The sequence below is a fragment of the Kocuria sp. TGY1127_2 genome, assembly GCF_013394385.1.
Classification (GTDB): Bacteria; Actinomycetota; Actinomycetes; order Actinomycetales; family Micrococcaceae; genus Rothia.
In genome coordinates this window covers 2,898,769-2,922,416 of sequence record NZ_AP022834.1, presented here as the reverse complement: position 1 = coordinate 2,922,416, position 23,648 = coordinate 2,898,769, and the positions used below count along the sequence as shown (strand labels likewise).

Genomic DNA, 23,648 nt, shown 5'->3' with positions numbered 1-23,648 from the left:
GCATGGGGCGGACTGATGGAGAATTCCTGGACAATTCTCGGGCGAGAAGAGCAGTCTGGGGCCATGGACGAAGAACGTGGCGACTGCAGTGCAACGGCCTTGGGCATGTCCGCCGCGGACGCTCAACTCGATCAGGAGAAATCCCCATGAAAACTCTCATCACATCCGTCAGCGTGTTCAATGGCGAAATTCTCCTGGAGGGTCGGCACGACGTTGTTTTCGACCAATCCGGGATTTTGTCCATTGAGCCCGCCGGGTCGATGGACCAGATTTCGGCGGATACCACTGTGGATGGAACCGGGCGTACCCTCGTGCCGGGTTTCATCGACTCCCACGTGCACATCACCGACCCGAATCAGCTCGACGACCTTCTCAAATCCGGAATTACCACGGCAATGGACATGGCCATGTGGCCGTATGAATTCCAGCAGCAGATCCGCCGCGAAGGTCACGGGACCAACATCCTCACCGCGGGTGCGCCTCTCGTGTCTCATCACGGAACGCATGCGCGCATCCCGAATTTCCCCGAAGAATCAATGACGGATGACGCGCACCGGGCACGCGGCCTCGTGAAAGAGCGTGTGGATCAGGGAAGCGACTACATCAAGCTGATTCTCGAGAGTCCGGGAAATGGTGGGTTGGACCTCGACGTCGCTCAGGCAGCCGTCGACGAGGCCCACCGGGCCGGAAAACTCGTGGTCGCCCATGCCATCGCGGTGGGCGCGTATGAGACCGGTGTCAGAATCGGCGTCGATATCCTGACCCATGCGCCTCTCGATCGGGGATTACCCCCGACCCTGATCGTCGAAATGGTGCAGAAGGGCATCGTCTCTTCGCCGACCCTGACCATGATGAAGGGAACCGCAGAATTCTTCGCGGACCAGGGCTCCGATTACAGGCGGGCGGCCGGCGCTGTATCCGATATGCACGAGGCGGGGGCGATCCTTGTGGCGGGGACGGATGCGAACCAAGCGCCAGGTGTGCCCGCGAACGTCGTTCACGGAGTCTCACTTCACGAGGAGTTTCATTTCTTGAACCAGGCCGGGCTCTCTCCCGTGGAAGTACTCCAGAGCGCGACGAGTCTCAACGCCCGCACGTTCCGGCTCGACGACCGAGGCGTCGTCGAACCAGGAAAGCGGGCCGATCTGGTGCTCGTGGCGGGAGATCCGACACACGATGTCATGGCGACCAGAGAAATCCAAGCAGTCTGGCTCGGAGGTCGGAACGTGGAAGGAACGAAGTGACCATGCGGCTTGTAACTGTCGAAGAGCACTACATCGACCCGGACATTGCTCGGGCGACCGGGCCGGAGATCGCCAAAATCAGTCCTGGTTTCCAGGAAGCCTTCGCGAGTGAGGATGGGTTACCCGGTTCCCCTGACCCGGCCGCGCTTGCCGATCTGGGGGACAAACGGCTGGCCGATATGGATGCGTGCGGCGTTGATGTCCAGGTTCTGTCCGGGCTGAACGCACAGCTCCTGCCGCCCGACGTCGCTGCCGAGATGACAAGGACGACGAACGACAACCTGGCCCTCGCCATGAAAGAGCATCCGGACCGTTTCGCCGGGTTCGCATCGATACCGACCTCGACACCTGACCAAGCCGGCGATGAATTGCGCCGAGCGGTCAACGAACTGGGTATGTCGGGGTCACTGGTCTTCGGGCGTACCGAGGGGAGGTTCCTCTCCGATGCCAGATTTCAAGATTTTCTGACGGCTGCGGAACAAACCGGCGCGCCCATATACTTGCACCCCTCACCTGCGCCCGTCGACACGACTCGAGAGAACTACGCTGGCTTCAGCAGTGTTGTCTCGACCCGGCTCCAAACGGCCGCTTGGGGTTGGCATCAGGAAACAGCGGTTCACTTCTTGCACCTCGTTCTCTCGGGAACCCTTGATCGTCATCCTGGGTTGAAGATTGTCCTGGGGCACTGGGGAGAAATGATTCCGTTCTTCCTGGAGCGGCTTGATGAGATGCTTCCCACCCGCGTCACCGGAGTGGAGCGGACCTTTACTCAGTACATGCGCCAGAATGTCTGGATCACGCCGAGCGGAATGTTCACCCAAGCCAACCTCCAGTACTGCGTGGAAATGATCGGGGCAGATCGAATCATGTTCTCCGTCGATTACCCTTTCGTGAGAATGGATGGTGCACAAGATTTCCTCTACGAGGCGCGGCTGACCGATGCCGAGAAAAAGGCGATTGCTCACGGTACGGCGGAGCGGGTACTGCCGAACCTCGCGAGGTGAATCGGGCGTTGAGTTTCCGCGGCAGAGGGGACAAGGCCCCAAGGCGAAATGATCGCCTTGGGGCCTTGTCCTGCCGAGAGGGGCGGATTCAGGGTCAGACTCCGGCACGTACCAGATCATGGTGATCGACGGCGCTGTGGGGCCGCGACCCGTCGGCCGATTCAGTCGATCCTTCGTCGATCTCCTCCGGTAAAACGGTCGATTCAACCGGTGGTTCACCGAGGTTCTCCTTGGCTGCCTCCCTCGCCCGTTCGCGCTCCAAATTGCCGAAGTCGTGTTCGGTGCGCGGTGGTTTGAGGCTGTCGATGAGGAATACCAAGGCCAGGGAGACCAACCCCCAGATGCCCAGTACTTGCAGATGTTGGCCCACGACGTCGCCGTCGAAGTAGAGGATCGACCGGATCATCTCCACCGCCGCGGGCATCGGCAGGAAGTCGTGGAGGGTTGCGAAGAACTTCGGGATCATGAACTCGGAGATCGCGCCGTTGGACGACGGAACGCCGGCAAACATGAGGGTTCCGATCACGGGAATGATGGCAAACATTCCGATGAGCCTCTCGAAGACCATGGCGAACATGGCGATGCAGAATATCGAGATGATTCCCGACCCCCATAGTTGCGCGAAGTGCCCTTGGACTGCGCCCGTGATCGGCCCCGCGATAAGGGAGACCACGAAGCCCATGAAGGCTGCGTAGACGATGGTCAGCGGGATCATCCTCTTGAGCGGTCGACTCCAGGGGTTCGCGTTCGCTCCGACGATGACGACCATGAACCCGGCAAGGATCCAACCCATGGCGATGTACAAGACGGACACACCGTTCTTGTCACGATCTGGCAAGGGGGCGACGTCGTCGACGTTGAGTTTCATGTCTTGGGCCGAAGCGACCCGGCTGAACGTTTGGTTCACGACTTGGAAGGCACTGTTGTTGGCCGATTGATTGCCGATCAGTTTGAATTCCGGATCTTGCTGCGAAGGCAGCACGAGGGCCGCGACCTCGTCGCGATCCTGTACGAGGGCACGCGCGTCGTCGCTGTCGGTCATCGCCGTGAAGTCGAACATGTCCCCCGTGTTCTGTTTGAGGCTGGATGCGGTCTGCTCCGCCTGTTGGGTAGTCGAGCCGACAACGGCGACCGGCATGTCCTTGGGCGTCGGTGAATGCATGGCTCCGAGCATGAAGGTGATCATCATGGTCACCATGGCGAGAGGGAAGATCGCAAGCGAGACGTAGCGGATGAATTTCGAGTCAGGGCGTCGGCCGCCGTGGATCGACGGGATATTCACGCTGAGAGGCTCGGGATTCGGGTTCTTCTTGTGCTGAAGGTAGTCGTATCCCTTGGTCAGGAGCAGGCCGACGACCGCGCCGATCGCCAACACGAGAAGGTGGCCGGCCACTGAATTGCCCTCGAAGTAGAGCACCGAGCGCAAGGATTCGCCGATGGCCGGCATCGGTAAGAACTCGTGTGTAAACCGGAAGAACCTCGGCATCGTATATACCGGCATCGCCATATTCGACGAGGGCATGCCGAGGACCATGAGGAACAGGATTCCGAAGATCACGCCCATGGCCCCGACGATTCTCGTGATGAACAACTGCACGGATGCGATCGCGAAAACGCCCAACCAAGCTATGCCCAGTATCGCGGCCGTATGTTCCGGAGCGATGATGTCGAGGATCGGGCCGGTCACAAGCCAAACCAAGCCGGCGATCACAGCGGCCCAGGCTCCAAGGATCGGGACCACTCGCCTGAATTTCAACAATTCCGGCGAGTTGGACCTCAGTACGCTGAACGGAAGGTATCCGGCCATCACGATCGCGGTCATGAGGAACATAGCCGCGAGACCGGCGGGGTCGTTATTCGGCAGAGGCGCGAGGTCTTCGGTCTTGAGACTCAGGCCCGCGCTGTCAATGGCGGGAGTGACCAGGCTGGTGGTGAGCGTGGCTTGTTGGGCACCCGCGCCACCGGCCGTGTACAAGGTTGCTTGGTTGCCGTCGACGACGACCGCGGCCGAAGCATCGCGTTCGTAAACCTGCTTGCGTGCGTCGTGGGCGCTGTTCGCGGTTTCGACGTCGAGGGCGTCCGACTCCGAAGAGTCCAGGGCGGACTTGAGGTCTTCGGTTTGCGACGAGGAACCCGCCACGACGACGGGCATGTCCTTGGGCGTAGGGGAATGCATGGTGCCGAGATAGCTCGTGATCATCATGCCCACGAAGATGAGCGGCATGACGAAAATTGCAACGGTGCGCCCGATCAGCTCCGCTTTGGTTCGCTTGGCCTCGGCCGCGGCTTGCTCCTCGGCCGATTCGGGTTCTGATTCCGTGTCCTTGGAATTTCTGATCTTCTGTACCTCTCGATGCTTCGGTGGATACGAGGTGCTCACTTTTCTGCCTCCTGATGGTTCGGAAGTCGAGCGATCTCCGTTGACCACTGAATCTCAACTGACTCAATCTAAGACACTTGACTTACTATTGTGAAATCGGCCCCGATTTGCCATGGTGATGAGGTCGGTTGCGAAGGGGAGTTGAGGGGCATGGCAAGGTACAGCGATCGGGCGAGGCAGTCTCTGCTCGATTCCGCGGAAGAGCTCTTTGCGATTCATGGGATCGACGCGGTTTCGAACCGTCGCATCGTCGAGCACGCCGGGGCCGCCAATCACTCGGCAATTTCCTACCACTTCGGCGGCAGAGACGGTCTGTTGCGTGCCCTTTTGGAGCGACATGCCGAAGCCATGGGGCGACGTCGCAAGGAGCTTCTCGCAGCCCTGGAGCCTTCACCGAGCGTTCATGACATTATCCGTGCGCGCCTGGTGCCACTCTTCGAATTGCTGGACAGTCTTCCCCGGCCGAGTTGGCGCGCTCAATTCCTGTCCCAGGTGCAGTCCGTTCCTTCGGCGGTGGACATTGTGACGAAGGTGGCCAGAGACACCGGCGTCCCTGAGGACGTGAAATTTGTGCAACGGAAAGTCGAGGGCATCTCCGACGGCGTGCTGCAGGGGCGGTCGTACCTCATGGCACATCTTGTGATCCGCGTTTGCGCGGAACAAGAGGAACTCATGAACAAAGGTGAGCACCGAGGGAACTGGATGCAGGTCGGCCGATTTCTGATCGATGCTGCGGCCGGAATGCTTGCGGCCCCGGTCTCGGATCCCGAAGGAGAGCTCGGCGCCGGGACCGTGCCGTTTCTCTGACCGAGGAGGTATTTGATGTGATCAGTTGTGCCTGCGGCCGGTTCCCTCTCGGGCTCGTTTCCGGTTCGGTATTCTGCGATGCCGGGTGACGTAATATAGATCACCTGTGATCGAAGCGACCATCCAGAAAGACGGAGCATGAGCGAGAACTCAACGACAGTGTCATCCGCCAACGGTTCGGGCGAAACTCTTGCCCGAGGGCTCAAGAATCGGCACCTCCAGCTCATCGCAATCGGCGGCGCCATCGGAACCGGCCTGTTCTACGGTTCGGGCAAGCTGACCAATCTTGTCGGCCCCGGTTTGCTCGTGGTCTACGCGCTCATCGGCTTCGTTCTGTTTTTCGTCATGCGTGCCCTCGGCGAGTTGCTGCTGTCGAACCTCAACTACAAGACCTTCGGAGACATCGCCAAAGACAACATCGGGCCGTGGGCGGGGTTCATGGTTTCGTGGAATTACTGGTTTTCCTGGGTCGTCGGCTGCGTCGCGGACTTGGTCGCCATCACCGCGTACGTCCAGTACTTCTGGCCCGACGTTCCCGTGTGGTTGCCTGCTCTGATGACGGCCATCGGACTGATCGTCTTGAATCTCCAACCGGTCAAAGCTTTCGGGGAAACCGAGTTCTGGTTCGCCATCATCAAGATCGTTGCGATTCTGGCGCTGATCTTTGTGGGGATCGTCCTGGTTCTGACCGGCTACGAGAACGGCGACGGAACTCGAGCCGCCGTGTCCAACCTGTGGACGCACGGCGGATTCTTCCCGACGGGCCTCACCGGATTCTTCTTGGGTTTCCAACTGGCCATTTTCTCGTTCATCGGCTTGGAGCTGGTGGGCACCACCGCGGCGGAGACCGAGAACCCGCACCGCAATCTTCCCAGAGCCATCAACTCGATCCTCTTGCGCATCCTGATCTTCTACATCGGATCTCTTGCCGTGATCATGATGGTCACGCCGTGGGATCACATCGATCCCGAGCAGAGCCCTTTCACCACGATGTTCGGCAACGCCGGTTTTGCCGGAGCAGCTCTGGTCGTCAACCTGGTCGTGTTGACCTCAGCGGCGTCGAGCGCCAATTCCGGTGTCTATTCCGCAACCCGCATGGCCTTCGGCCTGTCCAAGGACGGCCACGCTCCCCAGGCGCTGAACTACACGACGCGGCGAGGCGTACCCATGAAGGCGGTCTTCTTCACCACGGTCTTCCTGTTCGCCGCCGTCCCGCTCCTGATGGGTGGTGATGCCCTGACGCAGGCCTTCACGGTTGTCAGTTCGATTTGTTCGGCAGACATCCTGTTCACGTGGGGATCCATTGTGGTCAGTTACATTCTGTACTACCGCAGGCACCCCGATCGGCACGATGCGTCGGGTTTCCGAATGCCTCTGCCCAGACTCGCCCCCTGGGTGGTGCTCGCGTTCTTCGTTTTCATCGCCGTGACTTTGACGCTGAGCGAGGATACCCGCATTGCCGCGATTCTCAGCCCATTCTGGTTCCTGTTGCTCGCGCTGTTGTGGCAGGTGGTCAAGCGCCGCCTGCAGAAGCAACATCGGCCGCTGACCTCGGAGATTCCCCTGGTCTCGCCCCGTCAGATCCGCCAACAGTTCGACGATGCAGGCGAGAAATAGGCGCCGGTTCGGAGGCCACGCTCACGCGGTTGCCCATGGGGCGTCAGTATCGCTCGGCATCGGTCCGAAGCCGACTCGCGTAATCCGACCAATCAAGGTCAGGAAGATTGGAGTTGTTTGGGTTCAGCCCCGTTGACCCGTCCAATTGCTCGCGCAGAATGTCTGCGTGTCCCACGTGACGGGACAGGTCGTTGAGCACATGGACAGCGGCTCGATGAAGTGTGAGTTGCGAGCGTTCCTCAGGCCACCACGGAACCGTGCCGATGGTGTCCAACGGAAGCTCCAAAATGACCGAGTCGGCGAAGTCGCCCACGCGTCGATACAGATCGATGATTCCGGCGACACTCTCGCCTTCTGTGAGGTGCCAGTCTTCCTGTGGGTCCTGCTCCAGAGCCTCCGGTGAGACTATTTCGGAACCGTTCGGCCATGGACCACCGAAAACCTCACTGAAATAGCCGACCTCGACGTTGGCCATGTGCTTGACGATCCCGACAAGGCTCGTGCCCGTGGGCGTGCGCGGCATGCGAGCCTCACGTTCAGTGACCCCTTCGAGCTTCCAGAGCAGGGCCTCGCGATCGCTGCGGAGGTAGAGCAGTATTTCCTCTTTGCTGTCTATGCCCACATTATTCAGCCCCGAGGATGGAAAGAACAGGGTCAGGCCCGGCACGTCAGCGAGACTCAAATGCACCCCTGAACGGGGCAGGAGAAGCACGACCGATAACGTTCCATGACGACGGCACGTGAACCGCTTCGAAGACCCGGCCGACATGGCTAAACTGGGGCCTGACCGCCACCTGCCCCAGAATCCGCCCAGGAGCCAAGGACCGCATGACCCTTCACCGCATCGGACGCCGGGTATTCGACTTCGAACGACAGGTCGCGGTGATGGCGGTGGTGAATCGAACTCCGGATTCCTTCTACGATCACGGCGCAACCTACGAGGTCGATGCGGCTGTGTCCTCGGCATTGCAGGCCGCGGAAACGGGTGCCGATTGGGTAGACATCGGTGGCGTCCCGTTCGGGAGGGGGCCGGTGGTCGACGCAGCTGAGGAGCTTGACCGTATTTTGCCGGTGGTCCACAGTGTTGTGGCCGCGAGCGACGTCGTCGTCTCGGTCGACACATATCGCGCCGACGTGGCAAGGGCTGCCGTCGACGCCGGGGCCTCGGTGATCAACGACACCAGCGGATTTGCCGACCCCGGGATGGCGTCGGCCATTGCGGATACCGGTGCGCACGTCGTCGTGACCCACAGCGCCGGGAAGCCTCGTGAAGAAAAGCCTGCGGCGGCCTACTCCGACGTCGTGCGGGAGGTCCGCGAATTCCTCGCCGAACGCGTGGATCGGGCGGTGGACGCTGGGGTGCCGCGTGAGAAGATCATCATCGATCCGGGGCACGACTTGGATAAAAACACTCTTCATACGCTCGAGATCACCCGGAGGCTGGACGAGCTCGCCTCGCTGGGTCTGCCGTTGCTGGCCGCGGTGTCCAATAAGGACTTCATCGGCGAGAGCCTCGATCGGGCGCAGGGCGAGCGAGTGTCCGGTTCGATCGCAGCAATGATGGCTTGTCTCGAACGCGGAGCCCGGATCGTCCGGATGCACGACGTCGCCGCGGCCGTGGACGCGGCCCGCATGTACGAGGCGATTCGCGGTTGGCGGGCACCCGTGCGCGTCGAGCACAACGCCCGGCCAGAAGGAAATGTATGAGTATAGACCCGGTCTTCCCGACCCCGCTCGAGTCCCTGACCGACGAGCAGATCCTTTCCGTCTACTCACCCGGAAACGGGCATGACGGCGGGTGGTTGCGCATGAACTTCGTCGCCAGCTTGGACGGCGCGGTCGCGGTCAACGGGGTTTCGGGAAGCCTCGGAGGCCCTGGTGATTCCCGCGTCTTCGATCTTCTGCGGTACCTCGCGGACGTGGTGCTGGTGGGTGCGGGAACCGTCCGTACCGAAGGTTATGGTGCGATGGTTCTGCCGGAGGAAGCCACAGCCTGGCGCACGGCTCACGGGCTCCCCGCACAACCCGTATTCGCCCTGGTCAGCGGCTCGGCGGCACTATCGCCGGACTCCGCAGTATTCACCGAAGCACCGGTGCGCCCCGTCGTCTACGTTTCTGCGCAAGCTGACGCAGCCCACCGCTACGCGCTGGCGGAAGTGGCGGACGTCGTCATCGCCTCCGCCGACGGTGGATTCTCTGTGGACCCGAATGCAGTACGGGCTGATCTGGTTGCGCGAGGTCTGCGTCGTATTCACAGTGAAGGCGGACCCGAACTGTTCGGATCCTTTCTTCACGCTGGCGCGGTCGACGAATTGTGCCTGACGATGGCCCCGAAGCTCCTCGCCGGAACGGCCAGGCGAATGGCCACGTCCGCGGAATTCGCGCCGACCCAACTTTCACTGGCGTCGATCCTGCGTTCGGGGGATGAACTGCTGCTGAGATATATACGTGCCGACGGCAATCCGCATCGAATCCCCGGAAGCTGACTCAGCCCTCGCCTCTCATCCACCGACCCGTTGCGGACTCGTCGCACGCCGCGACGTCGGCCGGCGGACCCGCGACGAGTAACTGACCACCTCGCTCACCTGCACCGGGGCCAAGGTCAATGACCCAGTCAGCGCCCGCAACAACTCGCAGGTCATGTTCCGCCACGACGACCGTGTTCCCCTGGTCGACGAGGCGGTTGAGCTCGGCAACCAGAAGGTCCACGTCCGAAGGGTGAAGCCCCGTCGTCGGCTCGTCCAAAAGATAAACGGTGTGACCGCGTGGGGCTCTCTGAAGCTCGGTCGCGAGTTTGATTCTCTGAGCCTCACCGCCGGAAAGCTCCGTAGCCGGTTGACCAAGGGTCAGGTAGCCAAGTCCGATGGCGTCGAGCGCTCGCAGGGATCGGCAGACGTGCTCCTCGTCGGCGAAGAAGTCCAGGGCATCCCGCACGGAAAGGCTCAGGACCTCAGAGACATTCTTGCCGTTCCAGGAAACTTCGAGAGTTTCCGGATTGTATCGAGCACCGTGACATTCGGGGCAGGGTGAGTAGCTGCCCGGCAGGAAGACGAGTTCGACCTCGATCTGCCCTTCGCCTTGGCACGTGGGGCAGCGCCCTTCAGTCACGTTGAAGGAGAATCTTCCGATACCCCATCCGCGAGCTTGTGCGTCCAGGGTTGAGGCGAAGAGCTTGCGGACTCTGTCGAAAAGACCGGTATAGGTTGCCAAGCATGACCGTGGGCTCCGACCGATGGGTTTCTGCGTGATCTGTACCAGACGATCCACTGCGTCGGTGCCGGATACTTTTCCGATGGTGAGGTTCTTGCCGGCCTCCTCGTCCTGCTCAAGGACGCTCGAGCGAACGCTTTTGCGGAGAATCGGTGCGAGAACTTCACCCAGGAGAGTAGATTTGCCGGCGCCGGACACCCCGGTCAGGGCCACAAAGGTGCCCAGTGGGAAGGAGACGGACACGTCCCGCACATTCCGTGCTGTCACGCCGTCCATGCTCAGGTGGCTCGTGGCTGTCCGGACCGCATCGGCGGTTCTGGGGTCGGGCAATGGCTGATACAGATAGGGTGCCGTCTTGGACTCCTTGACCTGAGCGAGGTCGGCCACGGGACCCGAGTGCAAGATGTGCCCTCCATCGACGCCGGCCGCAGGGCCGACGTCGACGGCCCAATCCGCGCGTTCGACCAGACGCATATCGTGTTCGACCAGAAGCACCGAATTGCCGTCCTCGATGAACCGTTCGAAGAGATCCAGAAGCACGCCTTTCTCGCTGGGGTGCAGGCCTGCGGACGGCTCGTCCAGAACGTAGGCGACCCCGAACAACCCCGATCTCAGTTGGGCCGAAAGACGAAGTCGTTGCATTTCACCCGTGGACAGGGTGCGGGCGGGACGGTCAAGACTGAGATGCCCCAACCCCAAGCCGACCATCGTCTCGAGAACCGGCACTACGTTTGGAAGAAGCAGACGCTCCGCCTCCGTCTCGGGAGTTTCATCAAGTTCGGAGACTTTCTGCCAACGTTCTTGGAACAGCTCCAAAATCTCTTCGGCCGAGCGAGAGTTGAGCTCGTAGATCTTCTGGTCGAGGTACTCCACACGCAGGGCATCGGGATTGAGCCGGTGGCCGTGGCAGGTCGGGCACTCGAAGGTGTCCAGGTATTTCAGGGCACGAGCGCGGGTCTTCTCCGATTTGGCCTGGTCCACGGTCTGAAGGAGATAGCGATTCACTGACCGCCAACGGCCCTGGTACGTGCGTTGCGTCTGATCCACGCCGCGTTCCGGATGGACCTCGATCACCGGCTGATCTTCCGTGAATAAGATCCAATCCCGGATCTCTTGGGGGATTTCCCGCCACGGCAGATCCATGTCCACGATGTCGAGAGTGAACAAGATGTCGTGGAAATTCTTGCCGAGCCACGCCCCCGGCCATGCTTGTATCGCGCCGTCGTTGATCGAAAGGTTCGGGTCCGGGACCATCGAACGCTCGGTGGGTTCGTGAAGCACGCCCGCACCATGGCACTGCGGGCACATGCCCTCGGGCGTATTGGGGCTGAACGCCTCGGCCAACAGCCTTCCGCCGTGCAGTGCGGAACCTCGCTGAAGCGATTCGGCAGGATGATTGCCGGCGCGCGAGTAGAGGAGACGAATCCCATTGGACAGGGTCGTGATGGTGCCGACGGTCGACCGAGCACCGCCTGCGCTGTTCCTCTGTTCGAGGGCCACCGTGGGCGGCAGGCCCGTCAGGGATTCGACGCGAGGATCCATGGTGCTCCCGATCAGTCGCCGGGCGAAAGGCGCAATGGACTCCAGGTAGCGCCGCTGCGACTCACCGTGAATGGTCCCGAACGCGAGGGATGACTTTCCGGATCCCGAAACCCCGGTGAACGCAACCAGCGCACCCCGCGGGAATTCTGTACTGACGTGTTGGAGATTATGCAGGTGGGCGTCGTGCACGGCGACGACGCCGTCGGGTCGGCGCTGGTCAGGGTGAATTTCGGGAACGGGCATGTACTCGAGGCTAGCAAGGGGAACCGCTGGGATATGCGGGTACAGGACGAGGGCGGTGGGAACCAGCGGCGTGCGGGCTCGTCACAGCGCTACGTGAAAAATCGCTATGAAGTTGAGTCCCGACAAAACACGTTGGCTTGCCTAAGAACTTTTGAGGAAAAGCTGGTTCCATAATGAGCTCATGAATGCGATTGTGCCGATATCACTGAGCTTTACCCGGTTCGATGTCAGGGAGATGGCTTCGGTAGCACCGATATTCAGGGGGTGTTCGGCCTTGACCGGGATATACATCCTCGAATTCGAAAACGGTCAGAGGTATGTGGGGCAGTCGACGAACGTAGTTACCCGGGTCGGGACACACCGTCGTCGTTACCCCGACTTGCAGTTCTTGCATTTCGCGCCTTGTTCGGCGGAAGAACTTGATGAAGCCGAGAGGCAAGTGATCGCTCAACAAGAGATTCAGTTCGGCTTGCGGAATAAGCTCCTCACTAAACTTCCTCACGGTGAGCATGAAGCCAGTTTCACTGTCCGCGAGGAGGAAACTTTTTTCCTCCCGGAGGAACGAGAGCGACGACGCCGGATTGTAGACAGTGCCGAACCGAAGCGTACCAAGTATTGGGAACTCGGCCGACTTGAAGAATTTGGCGTGATCGTCACCCTGATGGCCGAATATGTCGACCAAACCATCCCGGATGCTCTTGCTACGAGCGGTCTCCTGTGGACGGTTTCAGCCTTGCCCTCGACGAACCGAAGGAAGGGGTATCGGCGACTCCTGACCCTCAACTGCGGGAACATGGAGTCGTTGGTCATCGACGAGGAGCGGAACGAAGGTGGCTCCTTCGTGGGTGGGTTCCTTAATTTACCTGAGGAGCAGTTGGCCTCTGAAAAGATCAAAGAGATCGAGGCCATGGACGGAGTCTTGGCTATCCACCGTCCTTCATACCGACAGAGGCGGGACATCATCGCACCGTATTTTGGTGACCTGGACGCCCTGAGCCAATTGTTATCCGATACTGATGTTCTCGACGCCGCGTATCGACTCAATGTCGGGTTGATGAGACAAGGTTCGACCATGTACCGGCGGTTCCATAACTCGTACCTGGCTGAAGCGATCGTCAATACACTGGGGGCCTACGGTGGGCTTGAACCCAGAATCGTCGACGGGGCACAGGACGGGCGAACCGGCGGCCACGGCCTCCGCGATGTGTCCTAACGGGTGGCCCGGCCGGTCTTGCGCTTGTGGACGCCCTTCGGCAGATCCATGGTCCGGGCGAATGTCGCCGTCCAAGCCGCTCCGACAATGGTCACGACGCCTGTAGTGACAAGGGCCAACGGGAGGGTGGCGATGCTCAGAAGGAGTGCCACAATAGCCGGTCCGCCCAACTTGCCCGAGTTGTTGAAGATCGCCCAGATTCCGAGGAACTTTGCGCGACCGACTCTGGGGCTCAGGTCGGCGCCGATCGTCATGTTCACGCCCGCGCCCAGTCCGTTGCCGACGGCCATAACCGCGACGGCCATGATGGTCCACGCCAGAGTGGGCTGAACCGCCATGACGAGGAAACCTGCCCCGAATATGGCGAGGCACAGGATGAGAACCACTGATCGGCCCAAACGATCCTTGATGTAGCCGCCGGGGAACATCAGAATCAGCTCGAGCGCCGCGCCCAAAGCCACCAGCAAGGAAATGCCTGATTCGTGCAGATCAATGTGCACGCCCCAAAGCTGAATCATCGTGGGTTGGGCCGCTCGAGCGATAGCCAGAATCGTGATCGCAACACCGGCGAGCATCACGGCCTTCCACCGGACCTTGAGCTTCTGAGCGGCAGGCTCGTTCGGATCCGCGACTGCGGCGGTCGGCGTCGTCTGAGTGGAGGCTCCCATGGAGTCGAAGCCACGGTTCAGCGCAGGAATACAAAGCACAACGACGGCCAGCACGGCACACGCCGCGCTGAAAATATAGACGGACCACAAGGGAAACCACAGGAGAAGCAGTGCGCTGATCATGGGTCCCACCAAATTCCCGACCCGTTGCGTCCCGCCGAGTGCCGTCATAGCGCGGCCCATGTGCATCGCGGGCATTCGGTCGGCGACGACGGCCTGCCGAGCCAGCCCCCAAATATCCTGGACCGGCGCCAGAAGCATGAGCAACACCACGTACATGACAAGGGCAAAGGGCGTGGGCAGAGAGCCAGCCAAGGACAGAACGAGCAATGCCGTGATCACCACGGCCGCACTGGTCCCCAAGATCATGGCCCTCCGGTCTCCAACCTTGTCGATCAGAATCCCGACCGGGACGGTCAAGAGGAGGCTGGCAGCGCCCATCAAAGAGACGACCGCACTAGCCAAAGCTCCACTAGCCCCCAAACTCAATGCGGAGAGAATGAGGACCGGGACCGTGGAGCCGACTCCGATAGCAAAGAGCAGAGACGGCACGATAACCGGCCAGAAAATAGGGCGGAGCATACAGTCCACCCTACGCGCGGGTTCTCAGGACGTCGCGGAAGCGGGACATGACGGGGGACGACGTAGTCCGCTCGGGCATACGCGAGTGAGTTCGTCAGTGTTACCGAACACAATGGCGGAATTCACATCCATGATTCTTTCGAAACGGAAATAAAAGTCGCGCATACCCAGTTGTTCTCCGGAGTTGCCAAATTTGGGCGACTGCGCAATCTGCTCAGAAAGGAGGGATCATGTCGGCAAGTCGGCTGTTCACTTTAAATCGGAATTCATCCAATACAGGACTCGTCACGCTCTTGCTAGCGGTCGGAACCTTCGCCTTCGGAGCCGGAGAGTTTGCCTCAATGAGCCTCTTGCCCTCGATCTCCTCCGATATGGGGGTCGATGAGGGTTCGGCCGGCCACATCATTACCGCATACGCACTCGGCGTTGTACTCGGTGCCCCGGTGATTTCCGCGGTTGGCGCCAAATGGCCCAGAAAGCCCCTACTCCTTGGACTGCTCCTGCTTCTGACGGTGGGAAATCTGTTCGTCGCGGCTGCGCCGTCCATGGAATGGCTCGTGATCGGCAGGTTCGCTTCCGGTATTCCGCACGGAGCATTCATCGGCCTGGCCATGGTCACGGCGGCCGGTATCAACCTTCCGACCAAGCAGGCCCGCGCGGTAAGCATCGTCCAGATGGGGATCACCGTCGCGACCATCGTCGGTGTCCCGCTGTTCACGCTGGTGGGACAGGTCGGCGGATGGCGACTGAGTTTCGTGCTGATGAGCGTGATCTCCGCGATCGCCCTGGTCATGCTGTGGAACACCGTACCCAACCACGCGGGGAACAAGGCCACGAGCTCGCGGGTCGAGCTGACCGCGCTCACCAACCCCAAGGTATTGCTGACTCTGGTCACCGGTGCGATCGGCTTCGGCGGCATCTTCGCCGTGTACTCCTACTTCAGCTCGGCATTCGAGGGGTCCCACGCCGGACCGGGCTGGGCGATGTCCTTGATCCTGATGCTCTACGGCGTCGGGTCCACGCTCGGCAGTTACGTTGCAGGCTACGTCAACTCCAAGATCCTGTTGCCTGCCGCTATGGGTTTTCAGGTTCTCCTGGGCTTCTCGGCCGTTCTCTACGCCGTGGGTGTGGGCAACGCGTGGGTCACCGGCATCGCGATGGTCCTGATCGGAGCCAGTGGCGGAATGGTCGTCCCACTCCAGACTCGCCTGATGATGGCAGCGGGCGACGCCCAGACCATGGCTGCGGCCATGAACAACGTGGCATTCAACCTGGCCAATGCGCTCGGTCCGCTCCTTGCGGGCTCGGCCATGAAAGCCGGCGGCAGCTGGTCCTCCACGGGCTGGATCGCTGCGGCCCTCGCGCTTGGCGGGCTCGTCCTGCTCGGCGCCAACGTGCTCTCCGACCGCCGCACCCCGGTCACCCGCTACGCCGTTCGCTTCGAACCCACGACCATGACCATTCCTATCACCGGGGTCGTGCCGGTCGCTAAGTGACGTTCGGTTACTGAGCTCTCGACGCCGTAGCCCGAGCGCGAGTAGCTTCAACGTGATCAATCCACGCAGCTTATGAAAGCGGGCACTTCATCATGATCTTCACAGGTCTCATCGTCGGCGCCTTACTCGGCGTCGTCATGCAACGCGGACGCTTCTGCGTGACCGGTATGCTCCGTGACATTTTCCTGCAGCGCTCGTGGCGAACGTTCACGGCGCTCATGGTCGTGATCGCGGTGCACGCGGTGGGCATTGCCGTGCTGACCTCCACAGGCGTGATCTCGCCCGAGTATTCCGGTTTCGCTCCGATCGCCGTGGTCGTCGGGAGTCTTCTGTTCGGTCTGGGGATCATCCTGGCCGGTGGTTGCGCGTCCGGGACGTGGTACCGCTCGGCCGAAGGACTGGTCGGCTCGTGGATCGCGCTCGCGATGTATGCTCTGTCTTCTGCGGCCATGAAAAAGGGTGCACTCGGCGGCTTCGCGGTGTGGATGAAGCAGTGGGATACCGGACTGACCACCATCCCCGAGGCCCTCGGCATCTCTCCGTGGGTTTTCGTGATCTTGGTTTCCGCGGTGACAGTGGTTATGGTGCGCCATTTCCTGCGTAAGGAACGGCGAATTCCCAAGCCCGCAACCCTGGGAAACCGTCCGGCCTGGAAACGTCCACTCCACTTCTACACGGCGGGCGTCCTGGTAGGTCTGATCGGGGTCATCGCGTGGCCGCTGTCCGCGGCTGCGGGCCGCAATGATGGCTTAGGGATTACCACGCCTTCTTCCAACCTGGTCAAGTTCATGGTTACAGGCAATGACTCCAATATTGACTGGGGCGTCATGCTGGTTCTCGGGTTGTTCGTCGGTGCGTTCATCGCGGCCAAAGCGAGCGGAGAATTCCGAATCCGCGTCCCCGACGCCCGGACGGCTACCCGCTCGGTCGCGGGCGGACTGATGATGGGCGTGGGTGCCTCGCTCGCGGGCGGGTGCACCGTGGGCAACGGCATGGTCCAGACCAGCCTGTTCAGCTTCCAAGGGTGGGTATCCTTGGTCTTTATCGCGCTCGGAGTGGGGCTGGGCGCCAAGTTGTGGCTCCGCCCGACGACGTCGCGCCCCACCTCGGGCGGTGGAACCTACACGACCAGCGAAAGCCTCGACAATACTCTGGCGGTGGCCTCGGACGGGCGGACGGTCGAACCCGCACCCGTGGGGACAGGATCGGTGACGTCGGGTGCCGAGGAAGTGACGACCTCCGCTTCGGTGAATACCGCCCCAGCGGCCCCGCCCTCCAGCGTCCAAGGGTTTGGCGGCTTTCCCGCTGCTCTTGGTGCAGTGGGACTCAAAGAAAAAACAGGAGCATCCTCCACATTGCGGGAGCTTGGGGAGGGCTATTACGCCTTGGACTCCCTCGGCGCGGTGTGCCCGTTCCCGCTGATCGACGCCAAGGACGTCATGGCCACTCTGGACCCGGGGGATCACCTGGTCATCGATTTCGATTGCACCCAAGCCACCGAGGCGATTCCGCATTGGGCGGCCGAGGACGGCCACGAAATCACGGACTTCCGGGAGCAGGGGGAAGCCAGCTGGCAGATCACCCTTCGGAAGGGCTGATCCCAACGTGGAACGTGGAGCGGGGAAACGCACCGATTGATGACGCGGAGTGGCTCCGGACCATGGGGACAGGGGCCCGGCCCGTTGTAGAGGAAATAGGCGGGGTGAAGACGACGAGCCACTTCTCAGCCGTGCGCTGACCGATCTCGGAGACCTTGCCCAGCCGGGCGGCTCATCCCAGGCGGTACAGAGCATGAAAGAGGGCCGACGGCAGAACAATGTTCCCCGCCGACCCTCAGTGTGGTTCTAGCTTGTGGGTTCAGACCTCAGAACTCAGCCCATCCAGTCGACGATGACATAAGGCTCGAACTCCGAGGTGTTGAGGATGTGGGAATCCTTCAGGTCGAAGCGACCGTCCTTGGCCTCAACGGTGAAGTGCTCGGTCTGGTCGCCAATCACAATGTCGACGCTGTACATTCCGTCAGGAGCCGGAGCCTCGCCGATGCCGTGGGGGCTGGGGACCTTGAGGTAGTAGACCGTCGGATCGGTCACGGACTTGACCAAAACGGCCTGGTCCAGAGATGCGGGGGCGCTATGCTGCGTTTCCTCGGCCTGCGGCGTGGCTGCGGAGTCCGAGGCGGAGGGCGTTTCCGCTTGGGCCGGACCCATCCCAAGGACTCCCGCGCCGAGAGCTAATGCAACACCAGCGGCGGTCATTGAGGCCTTGCGGGTGATTACCTGAGTGCGGGTCATGGTGATTTCTCCTTTTTCGATGGCGTCCAAAAACCTTGCGGGTTATCAAGACGTTTTCACGCTATCGCAGGTTTTTCGGGGGTACACGAGACCGTTACCAGGGCAGAAAAGCGGTAACGAATTGATAACCCACCTCCCGCAAGGGCAGGGAGGCAGTATTGCGGGCCGGAAGCCGATGGCACGCGTCCGGGCGTAATGGGATCGTTACCGAACCCCGAGGGAATTCACAGCCAGACCTGAGGCGCAAGGTGGGCACGTTGCCCGGCCGCCCCGAATGCCGGAAGCGCACCTCTGTCCGTTGCAAAGAGGCCATAACGCCCTGGTCCAGGGTTGCACCCGATGCGCGTTCAACCTCCCGGTGAAGGCCCGGAGGCGCATAGCATGGTGTTCGAGAGGACGAACGAGAGGATTCACATGACTACTGATCAGCGCCAAGCAATCATGGACGGCCTGAAGAACATGACCACTGCGATCGACCCGGAGCAGGAACCACCGAACATTGACAGGATGCGGGCGGAATTCGCTCGCATGGTGTCGACCATGCAGATACCCGCTGGGATCAAGCAGAGCCCAACAAGACTCGCCGGACGTCCAGCAGTCCTCGTCGAACCCGAAGACCAAGAACCGAAACCGGGCACTATCCTGTATTTCCACGGCGGATCCTTCATGATCGGATCCCCGGCGACGGCGATGTCCTTGACAGCGAGTCTGGTCAAAGAAACGGGCGTTTCTGCGTTGTCACTCGATTACCGCTTGGCGCCCGAGCACCCTTTTCCCGCAGGCATCGAAGATGCACTGGCGGCCTACCGTGAACTTCTGGACCGGGGCTCGGACCCGACGTCCATTGTTTTCGCGGGTGACTCCGCCGGAGGCGGCATAGCAGTCGGAGCCTGTCTTGCGGCCAAACAAGCAGGTTTGCCTATGCCGGCAGGATTGGTCGGGTTCTCGGCGAGTCTCGACGCCAGTAGGACCGGAGCCAGCTTGGAGACCAAGAGCGGACGGGATCCCTTTTTCACGGCAGACAGTTTGCGGTGGAACGCGAGCATCTATCTCGACGGCCAGGATCCGCATCAAGCCTGGGCCTCGCCAGCGACGTGCGGCGACCTGGCCGGGCTCCCACCAGTGCTATTGCAAGTCGGGACCGAGGAATTGCTGCTGGACGATTCGACTCGCTTCGCAGAGCGAGCCAGGGAAGCCGGAGTGGATGTGATCCTGGACGTCACCGGCAACGTTGCTCATGTCTTCCAGACTTTCGCAGGGCAGCTGGATGCCGCCGATGAGGCCCTCGCCAGGGCCGGATTCTTTATTCGTCAGCGTGTTTCCGGAGCCGATATCACATGAGCCGGAAACTGTGGCGTGAAAACGCGTGAGCCTTTCGCACGGAGAGGTGAAAGTGCGGTGAATACATAAGTTCCTATAGTTTCCTTGGCGGAAATCCTCACTGGATAGCGTGATCGGGTTCGTCACCCCAGCAATCACACATCAGTGAGGTACAAGCCGTGCACAATGCATCGCATTCAGAAGCCAAAGGTCTCAGCCGAAGGAGTCTCCTTCACCTCAGTGGCGTCTCCGCCACCGCCATCGCTTTGGGAATCAACATCCCCAGTGCCGAAGCCTCCGCAACAACCGGTACCACGATCAACGAGCCCTTCGGTTTGGGCGTGGCCAGTGGGGCACCGCGGCCGGACGGCGTCGTTCTCTGGACCCGTTTGACCCCGCAACCGCTCGCCGAGGACGGACATGGCGGAATGCCCCAGCGTCCTATCGCCGTGAACTGGCAGGTCTCCAGAAACGCGAACTTCGTCGGAATCGAGAAGGAAGGCGACGCCCTTGCCCAGCCGGAGCTGGCGCACTCCGTCCACCCTCGGGTCGAAGGACTGCGCGCGGGGACGGAATACTTCTACCGGTTCCGCGTGGGTGAACAGTTCAGCCGCGTGGGTCGTTTCCGAACTCTGCCCGCCGCTGGCGCATCTGTCTCCACATTCTCTTTCGGGTTCGTATCCTGCCAGGCCTGGTATCACGGGCATTACACCGCACATAAGCATCTTGCGGCGGAAAAGAACCTTGACCTGGTCCTCTTCCTCGGCGATTACATCTACGAATACGGCATCACGGAAGACAACCTGTGGCGGCAAGGTGCCGAGGTCGGGCCGGCACATGCTGTTGAGTGCAGGACCTTGGAGCAGTACCGGCTGCGGTACTCGCTGTTCAAAACCGACCAGCACCTTCAGGACGTCCACGCCCGCGTGGCAACGGCCGCGATCTGGGACGACCACGAGGTCCAGAACAATTACACCGGAAAGATTCCAGCGGCCACGACCCCGGATCCCTCTTTCCGGGAGCGGATCGCCGTAGCATACCGGGCTTTCTACGAGAACATGCCCCTCGACATCGAGGCTCTGCCTCAAGGGGACACCAGCGACATCACGACGTCGATCGACGTCGGCAACCTGATCCGCTTCTCGTTGTTGGACAGCCGCCAATTCCGCGACCCGGCGCCCAAGGACGAGGCAGACCGTACCGATCCGAACCGTACGATCCTGGGGGGCAACCAGGAAGCTTGGGTCGCCCATCAACTCAGGACCAGTCCGGCGACCTGGAACATCTTGGCCAACGGCGTGGTGCTGACGCCGATCACGGACGACCGCGTGGACATGTGGGACGGTTATCCGGCCGCGCGCAATCGGATGCTCGATGCCATGAGCCGCGCGTCCAACCCAGTTATGTTGGCGGGCGATATTCACAAGCACGCGGCCACGGAGCTCAAGGCAGACTTCAAGGACCCGGCAAGTCGCACGACCGGCGTCGAGCTCGTGTGTACATCGGTCTCTTCGGACGGCGATGGTGCGAAGGCCGACAAGAACACGTCGGACTGGATCCAGCACCCCTACGTCAAGCACTACGACGGCCGCCGGGGTTACGTGCACGTGACGGTCACACCCAACGACATGGTGTCGAACTTCTATTCGGTCGACTGGATCGAGAAGGACGATCAAGCGCCCAAGCAGCTCTCCGCCCGTTTCTACACCCGAGCCGGACAGATGGGACTGACGCCGATGTAGCCAGAACCCCACAGGGAGGCGTGGTGCAATAAAGTATGCAATTTCGTCAGCTCGAATACTTCGTCACTCTGGCCCGCGAAGGGCACTTCGCTCGTGCGGCGAAAGCTTGTTTTGTCTCCCAACCCGCGCTGTCCGAGTCGATTCACAAGCTGGAGAAAGAACTGGGAGTTCCGCTGGTTAAGCGGCGACAGAACTACCAAGGCCTGACTCCAGAGGGGGACCGGGTGCTGGTGTGGGCCCAACGCATCCTCAAGGACCATTCCTCCCTGGGCGAGGAGATCGAGGCCATGCGCTCGGGGCTTTCGGGGACGTTGAAGATCGGCGTCATCCCGGCGGCCTCGAGCACCATCTCGCTTCTGGTGGACCCCTTCCGATCCAAGCACCCGCGAGTCAAGATCAACCTCGAATCGAGTCTGCGTTCCTCGGAGATCATCCAGCGGATAGGGGCTTTTGAACTGGATGCAGGCGTGATCTACCTCGACGAATATGACGACGCCGACCTGTCGGTGCTCCCGCTCTATACCGAAAGACACGTCCTGGTGGCTCACGAAGACCTCCTGGGCCACGTGAGGGATGAGGAGTTCGGCTGGGACGACGTCGTCGATTATCCGCTGTGCCTGATCAACAGGGGTATGCGAGGTCGGCAACTCGTGGACGAGGCCCTGAGCTCACGCGGCCTCGTCGCGGACCCCGGCGTGGAGACAGACTCTCTGGCGTCACTGTTTGCCCTGGTGCGCACTGGACGATGGACCAGCGTGGTCGCACAACAATGGCTCCTCGGATTCGACCTTCCACCGGAGATCCGCGTGATACCGCTCGAACAACTTGTACACCCACGGGTGGGACTCGTGGCCCATGGCGTGACCCCGGGTTCGGTTCTGGTCGAGGCGCTCTTCGCCCAGACCCGGCCGGATCGGATCGAGAAAAGACTGAGACTGGGGTTGGCGGGGGGATCTTTCCCGGGCTGACGTGAACCAATAAGCGTTGCCTATGGGTTGGTCGACATAAAGTCTTGGACACCTTCTTGGGAGGGCGAGAAGACTCAAGGGTGAAGTCGATAACGAAGCGGCGAGCGCTTCGTCTTTCTAAGGAGAGCTCATGGCAACAGTGCTTTGCGTCCTGTACCCCGACCCCGTCACCGGATATCCCCCGAAATACGCGCGGGACTCGATTCCTCAACTGCCCACTCAGTACGACGGTGGGCAGGGTCTTCCCAGCCCCGAGGCCATCGACTTCAAGCCCGGGGCATTGTTGGGATGCGTCTCCGGTGAGCTGGGTCTCCGCGAATACCTCGAGTCCCAGGGGCACAAACTGATCGTCACTTCCGATAAGGACGGAGAGGATTCGGAGTTCGAGAAATACCTTCCGGAATCCGATGTCGTCATTTCTCAGCCCTTCTGGCCTGCGTACCTGTCGGCCGATCGCATCGCCAAGGCTCCGAAGCTCAAGCTGGCACTGACCGCGGGTATCGGTTCGGATCACACGGACCTCGATGCGGCGATGAAGGCTGGGATCACGGTTGCCGAGGTGACCTACTCGAACAGCATCTCCGTTGCCGAACACGCGGTCATGCAGATCCTGAACCTCGTCCGTAACTTCGTTCCTTCCCATGAGTGGGCCGTGAATGGCGGCTGGAACATCGCCGACTGTGTTTCACGGGCTTACGACGTCGAGGGCTTTGACGTGGGCATCATTGCTGCGGGACGTATCGGCCGCGCTTTGGCCAAACGGCTCAAACCCTTTGGCGTGCATCTGCATTATTTCGATACTCATCGACTCCCGGAAGAAGTCGAGAATGAACTGGGTATGACCTTCCACGATTCGGTCGAGAATCTCGCCGAGAACGTGGACATCATCTCCGTGCATTCGCCGCTTGTGCCGGCGACGTACCACCTCTTTGACGAGAAGCTCATCAACTCGATGCGTCGCGGTTCCTACATCGTCAACACCGCGCGAGCAGAGATTATGGTGCGCGACGACGTCGTGAAGGCTCTTGAATCCGGTCAGCTGGCCGGTTACGCAGGCGATGTGTGGTACCCGCAGCCTCCGGCCGTGGACCACCCCTGGCGGACCATGCCGAATAACGCGATGACACCGCACGTATCCGGTACCACGCTTTCGGCGCAGGCCCGTTATGCAGCGGGAACCCGCGAGGTTCTGGAGGACTTCTTCGCGAGCCGTCCGTTGCGCGATGAGTACAAGATCGTCGACGGCGGCAAGCTCGCTGGAACTGGAGCAGCCTCCTATTCCACGGATGGCAACTCCAGTCCCGGGAGCACTGGCAACTAA

19 protein-coding genes are annotated in these 23,648 nt (G+C 61.0%); 14 read left to right on the top strand and 5 right to left on the bottom strand.

Going from position 1 to position 23,648, the window contains the following annotated elements; translation table 11 throughout:
• Positions 1-15 precede the first annotated feature (15 nt).
• Genes sake_RS13555 through sake_RS12920 form a run of 3 tightly spaced genes read left to right on the top strand, consistent with a single transcriptional unit; the run spans position 16 to position 2,248 of the window.
• Entirely contained in the window at positions 16-150 is a 135-nt protein-coding gene (locus tag sake_RS13555) for a hypothetical protein (protein WP_256394843.1), read from the top strand.
• Positions 147-1,244, top strand: coding sequence for an amidohydrolase family protein (locus tag sake_RS12925; protein WP_178946221.1), 1,098 nt, complete (start codon positions 147-149; stop codon positions 1,242-1,244). The genes sake_RS13555 and sake_RS12925 overlap by 4 nt, the downstream gene beginning before the upstream one ends.
• 2 nt (positions 1,245-1,246) lie before the next feature.
• Positions 1,247-2,248 (top strand): amidohydrolase family protein, encoded by a 1,002-nt coding sequence (locus sake_RS12920; protein ID WP_178946220.1) that lies wholly within the window; start codon positions 1,247-1,249, stop codon positions 2,246-2,248.
• Between the two features lie 94 nt (positions 2,249-2,342).
• On the opposite strand, the gene sake_RS12915 is transcribed toward sake_RS12920, so the two are convergent.
• A complete protein-coding gene (locus sake_RS12915; RefSeq protein WP_238147489.1) occupies positions 2,343-4,628 on the bottom strand; it encodes an ABC transporter permease in 2,286 nt (761 codons plus the stop codon).
• Positions 4,629-4,778: 150 nt separating this feature from the next.
• Here sake_RS12915 and sake_RS12910 point away from each other — a divergent pair, with 150 nt between their 5' ends.
• Together sake_RS12910 and sake_RS12905 are read left to right on the top strand one after the other, a co-directional pair.
• On the top strand, positions 4,779-5,435 hold the full coding sequence (locus sake_RS12910; RefSeq protein ID WP_129358237.1) for a TetR/AcrR family transcriptional regulator: 657 nt from the start codon (positions 4,779-4,781) through the stop codon (positions 5,433-5,435).
• Between the two features lie 138 nt (positions 5,436-5,573).
• Positions 5,574-7,052 (top strand): amino acid permease, encoded by a 1,479-nt coding sequence (locus sake_RS12905; protein ID WP_129358236.1) that lies wholly within the window; start codon positions 5,574-5,576, stop codon positions 7,050-7,052.
• 43 nt (positions 7,053-7,095) lie between these two features.
• Here sake_RS12905 and sake_RS12900 read toward each other — a convergent pair whose 3' ends face one another.
• Complete coding sequence (locus sake_RS12900; protein WP_243155701.1) at positions 7,096-7,734, bottom strand: DinB family protein; 639 nt, start codon at positions 7,732-7,734, stop codon at positions 7,096-7,098.
• A 146-nt stretch (positions 7,735-7,880) separates the two neighbouring features.
• Between sake_RS12900 and folP the strand changes: the two genes are divergently transcribed.
• Positions 7,881-8,759 (top strand): dihydropteroate synthase, encoded by an 879-nt coding sequence (gene folP, locus sake_RS12895; protein ID WP_129358235.1) that lies wholly within the window; start codon positions 7,881-7,883, stop codon positions 8,757-8,759.
• On the top strand, positions 8,756-9,538 hold the full coding sequence (locus sake_RS12890; RefSeq protein WP_129358234.1) for a pyrimidine reductase family protein: 783 nt from the start codon (positions 8,756-8,758) through the stop codon (positions 9,536-9,538). Before folP ends, sake_RS12890 begins: the two co-directional genes overlap by 4 nt.
• 1 nt (position 9,539) lies before the next feature.
• Here sake_RS12890 and sake_RS12885 read toward each other — a convergent pair whose 3' ends face one another.
• Positions 9,540-12,047: an excinuclease ABC subunit UvrA gene (locus tag sake_RS12885; RefSeq protein WP_178946219.1), complete on the bottom strand. Its 2,508-nt coding sequence runs from the start codon at positions 12,045-12,047 to the stop codon at positions 9,540-9,542.
• Positions 12,048-12,228: 181 nt separating this feature from the next.
• On the opposite strand from sake_RS12885, the gene sake_RS12880 reads away from it, so the two are divergent.
• Complete coding sequence (locus sake_RS12880) at positions 12,229-13,260, top strand: GIY-YIG nuclease family protein (protein WP_178946218.1); 1,032 nt, start codon at positions 12,229-12,231, stop codon at positions 13,258-13,260.
• Here the strand turns inward: sake_RS12880 and sake_RS12875 are convergent.
• Complete coding sequence (locus tag sake_RS12875; protein WP_178946217.1) at positions 13,257-14,510, bottom strand: MFS transporter; 1,254 nt, start codon at positions 14,508-14,510, stop codon at positions 13,257-13,259. The genes sake_RS12880 and sake_RS12875 overlap by 4 nt on opposite strands.
• Positions 14,511-14,740: 230 nt before the next feature.
• Here sake_RS12875 and sake_RS12870 point away from each other — a divergent pair, with 230 nt between their 5' ends.
• On the top strand, positions 14,741-16,006 hold the full coding sequence (locus sake_RS12870) for an MFS transporter (RefSeq protein WP_129358230.1): 1,266 nt from the start codon (positions 14,741-14,743) through the stop codon (positions 16,004-16,006).
• Between the two features lie 92 nt (positions 16,007-16,098).
• A complete protein-coding gene (locus sake_RS13660) occupies positions 16,099-17,604 on the top strand; it encodes a YeeE/YedE thiosulfate transporter family protein (RefSeq protein ID WP_129358229.1) in 1,506 nt (501 codons plus the stop codon).
• 273 nt (positions 17,605-17,877) lie between these two features.
• On the opposite strand, the gene sake_RS12860 is transcribed toward sake_RS13660, so the two are convergent.
• Positions 17,878-18,297 (bottom strand): hypothetical protein, encoded by a 420-nt coding sequence (locus sake_RS12860; protein ID WP_129358228.1) that lies wholly within the window; start codon positions 18,295-18,297, stop codon positions 17,878-17,880.
• A 414-nt stretch (positions 18,298-18,711) separates the two neighbouring features.
• On the opposite strand from sake_RS12860, the gene sake_RS12855 reads away from it, so the two are divergent.
• The 4 genes from sake_RS12855 (at position 18,712) to sake_RS12840 (ending at position 23,648) form a co-directional block, all read left to right on the top strand.
• Positions 18,712-19,638 (top strand): alpha/beta hydrolase, encoded by a 927-nt coding sequence (locus sake_RS12855; RefSeq protein ID WP_129358227.1) that lies wholly within the window; start codon positions 18,712-18,714, stop codon positions 19,636-19,638.
• Positions 19,639-19,796: 158 nt separating this feature from the next.
• Positions 19,797-21,359, top strand: a complete 1,563-nt coding sequence (locus tag sake_RS12850; protein ID WP_129358226.1) for an alkaline phosphatase — start codon at positions 19,797-19,799, stop codon at positions 21,357-21,359.
• 35 nt (positions 21,360-21,394) lie between these two features.
• A complete protein-coding gene (locus sake_RS12845) occupies positions 21,395-22,327 on the top strand; it encodes a LysR family transcriptional regulator (protein ID WP_129358225.1) in 933 nt (310 codons plus the stop codon).
• Between the two features lie 130 nt (positions 22,328-22,457).
• Complete coding sequence (locus tag sake_RS12840; RefSeq protein WP_178946216.1) at positions 22,458-23,648, top strand: NAD-dependent formate dehydrogenase; 1,191 nt, start codon at positions 22,458-22,460, stop codon at positions 23,646-23,648.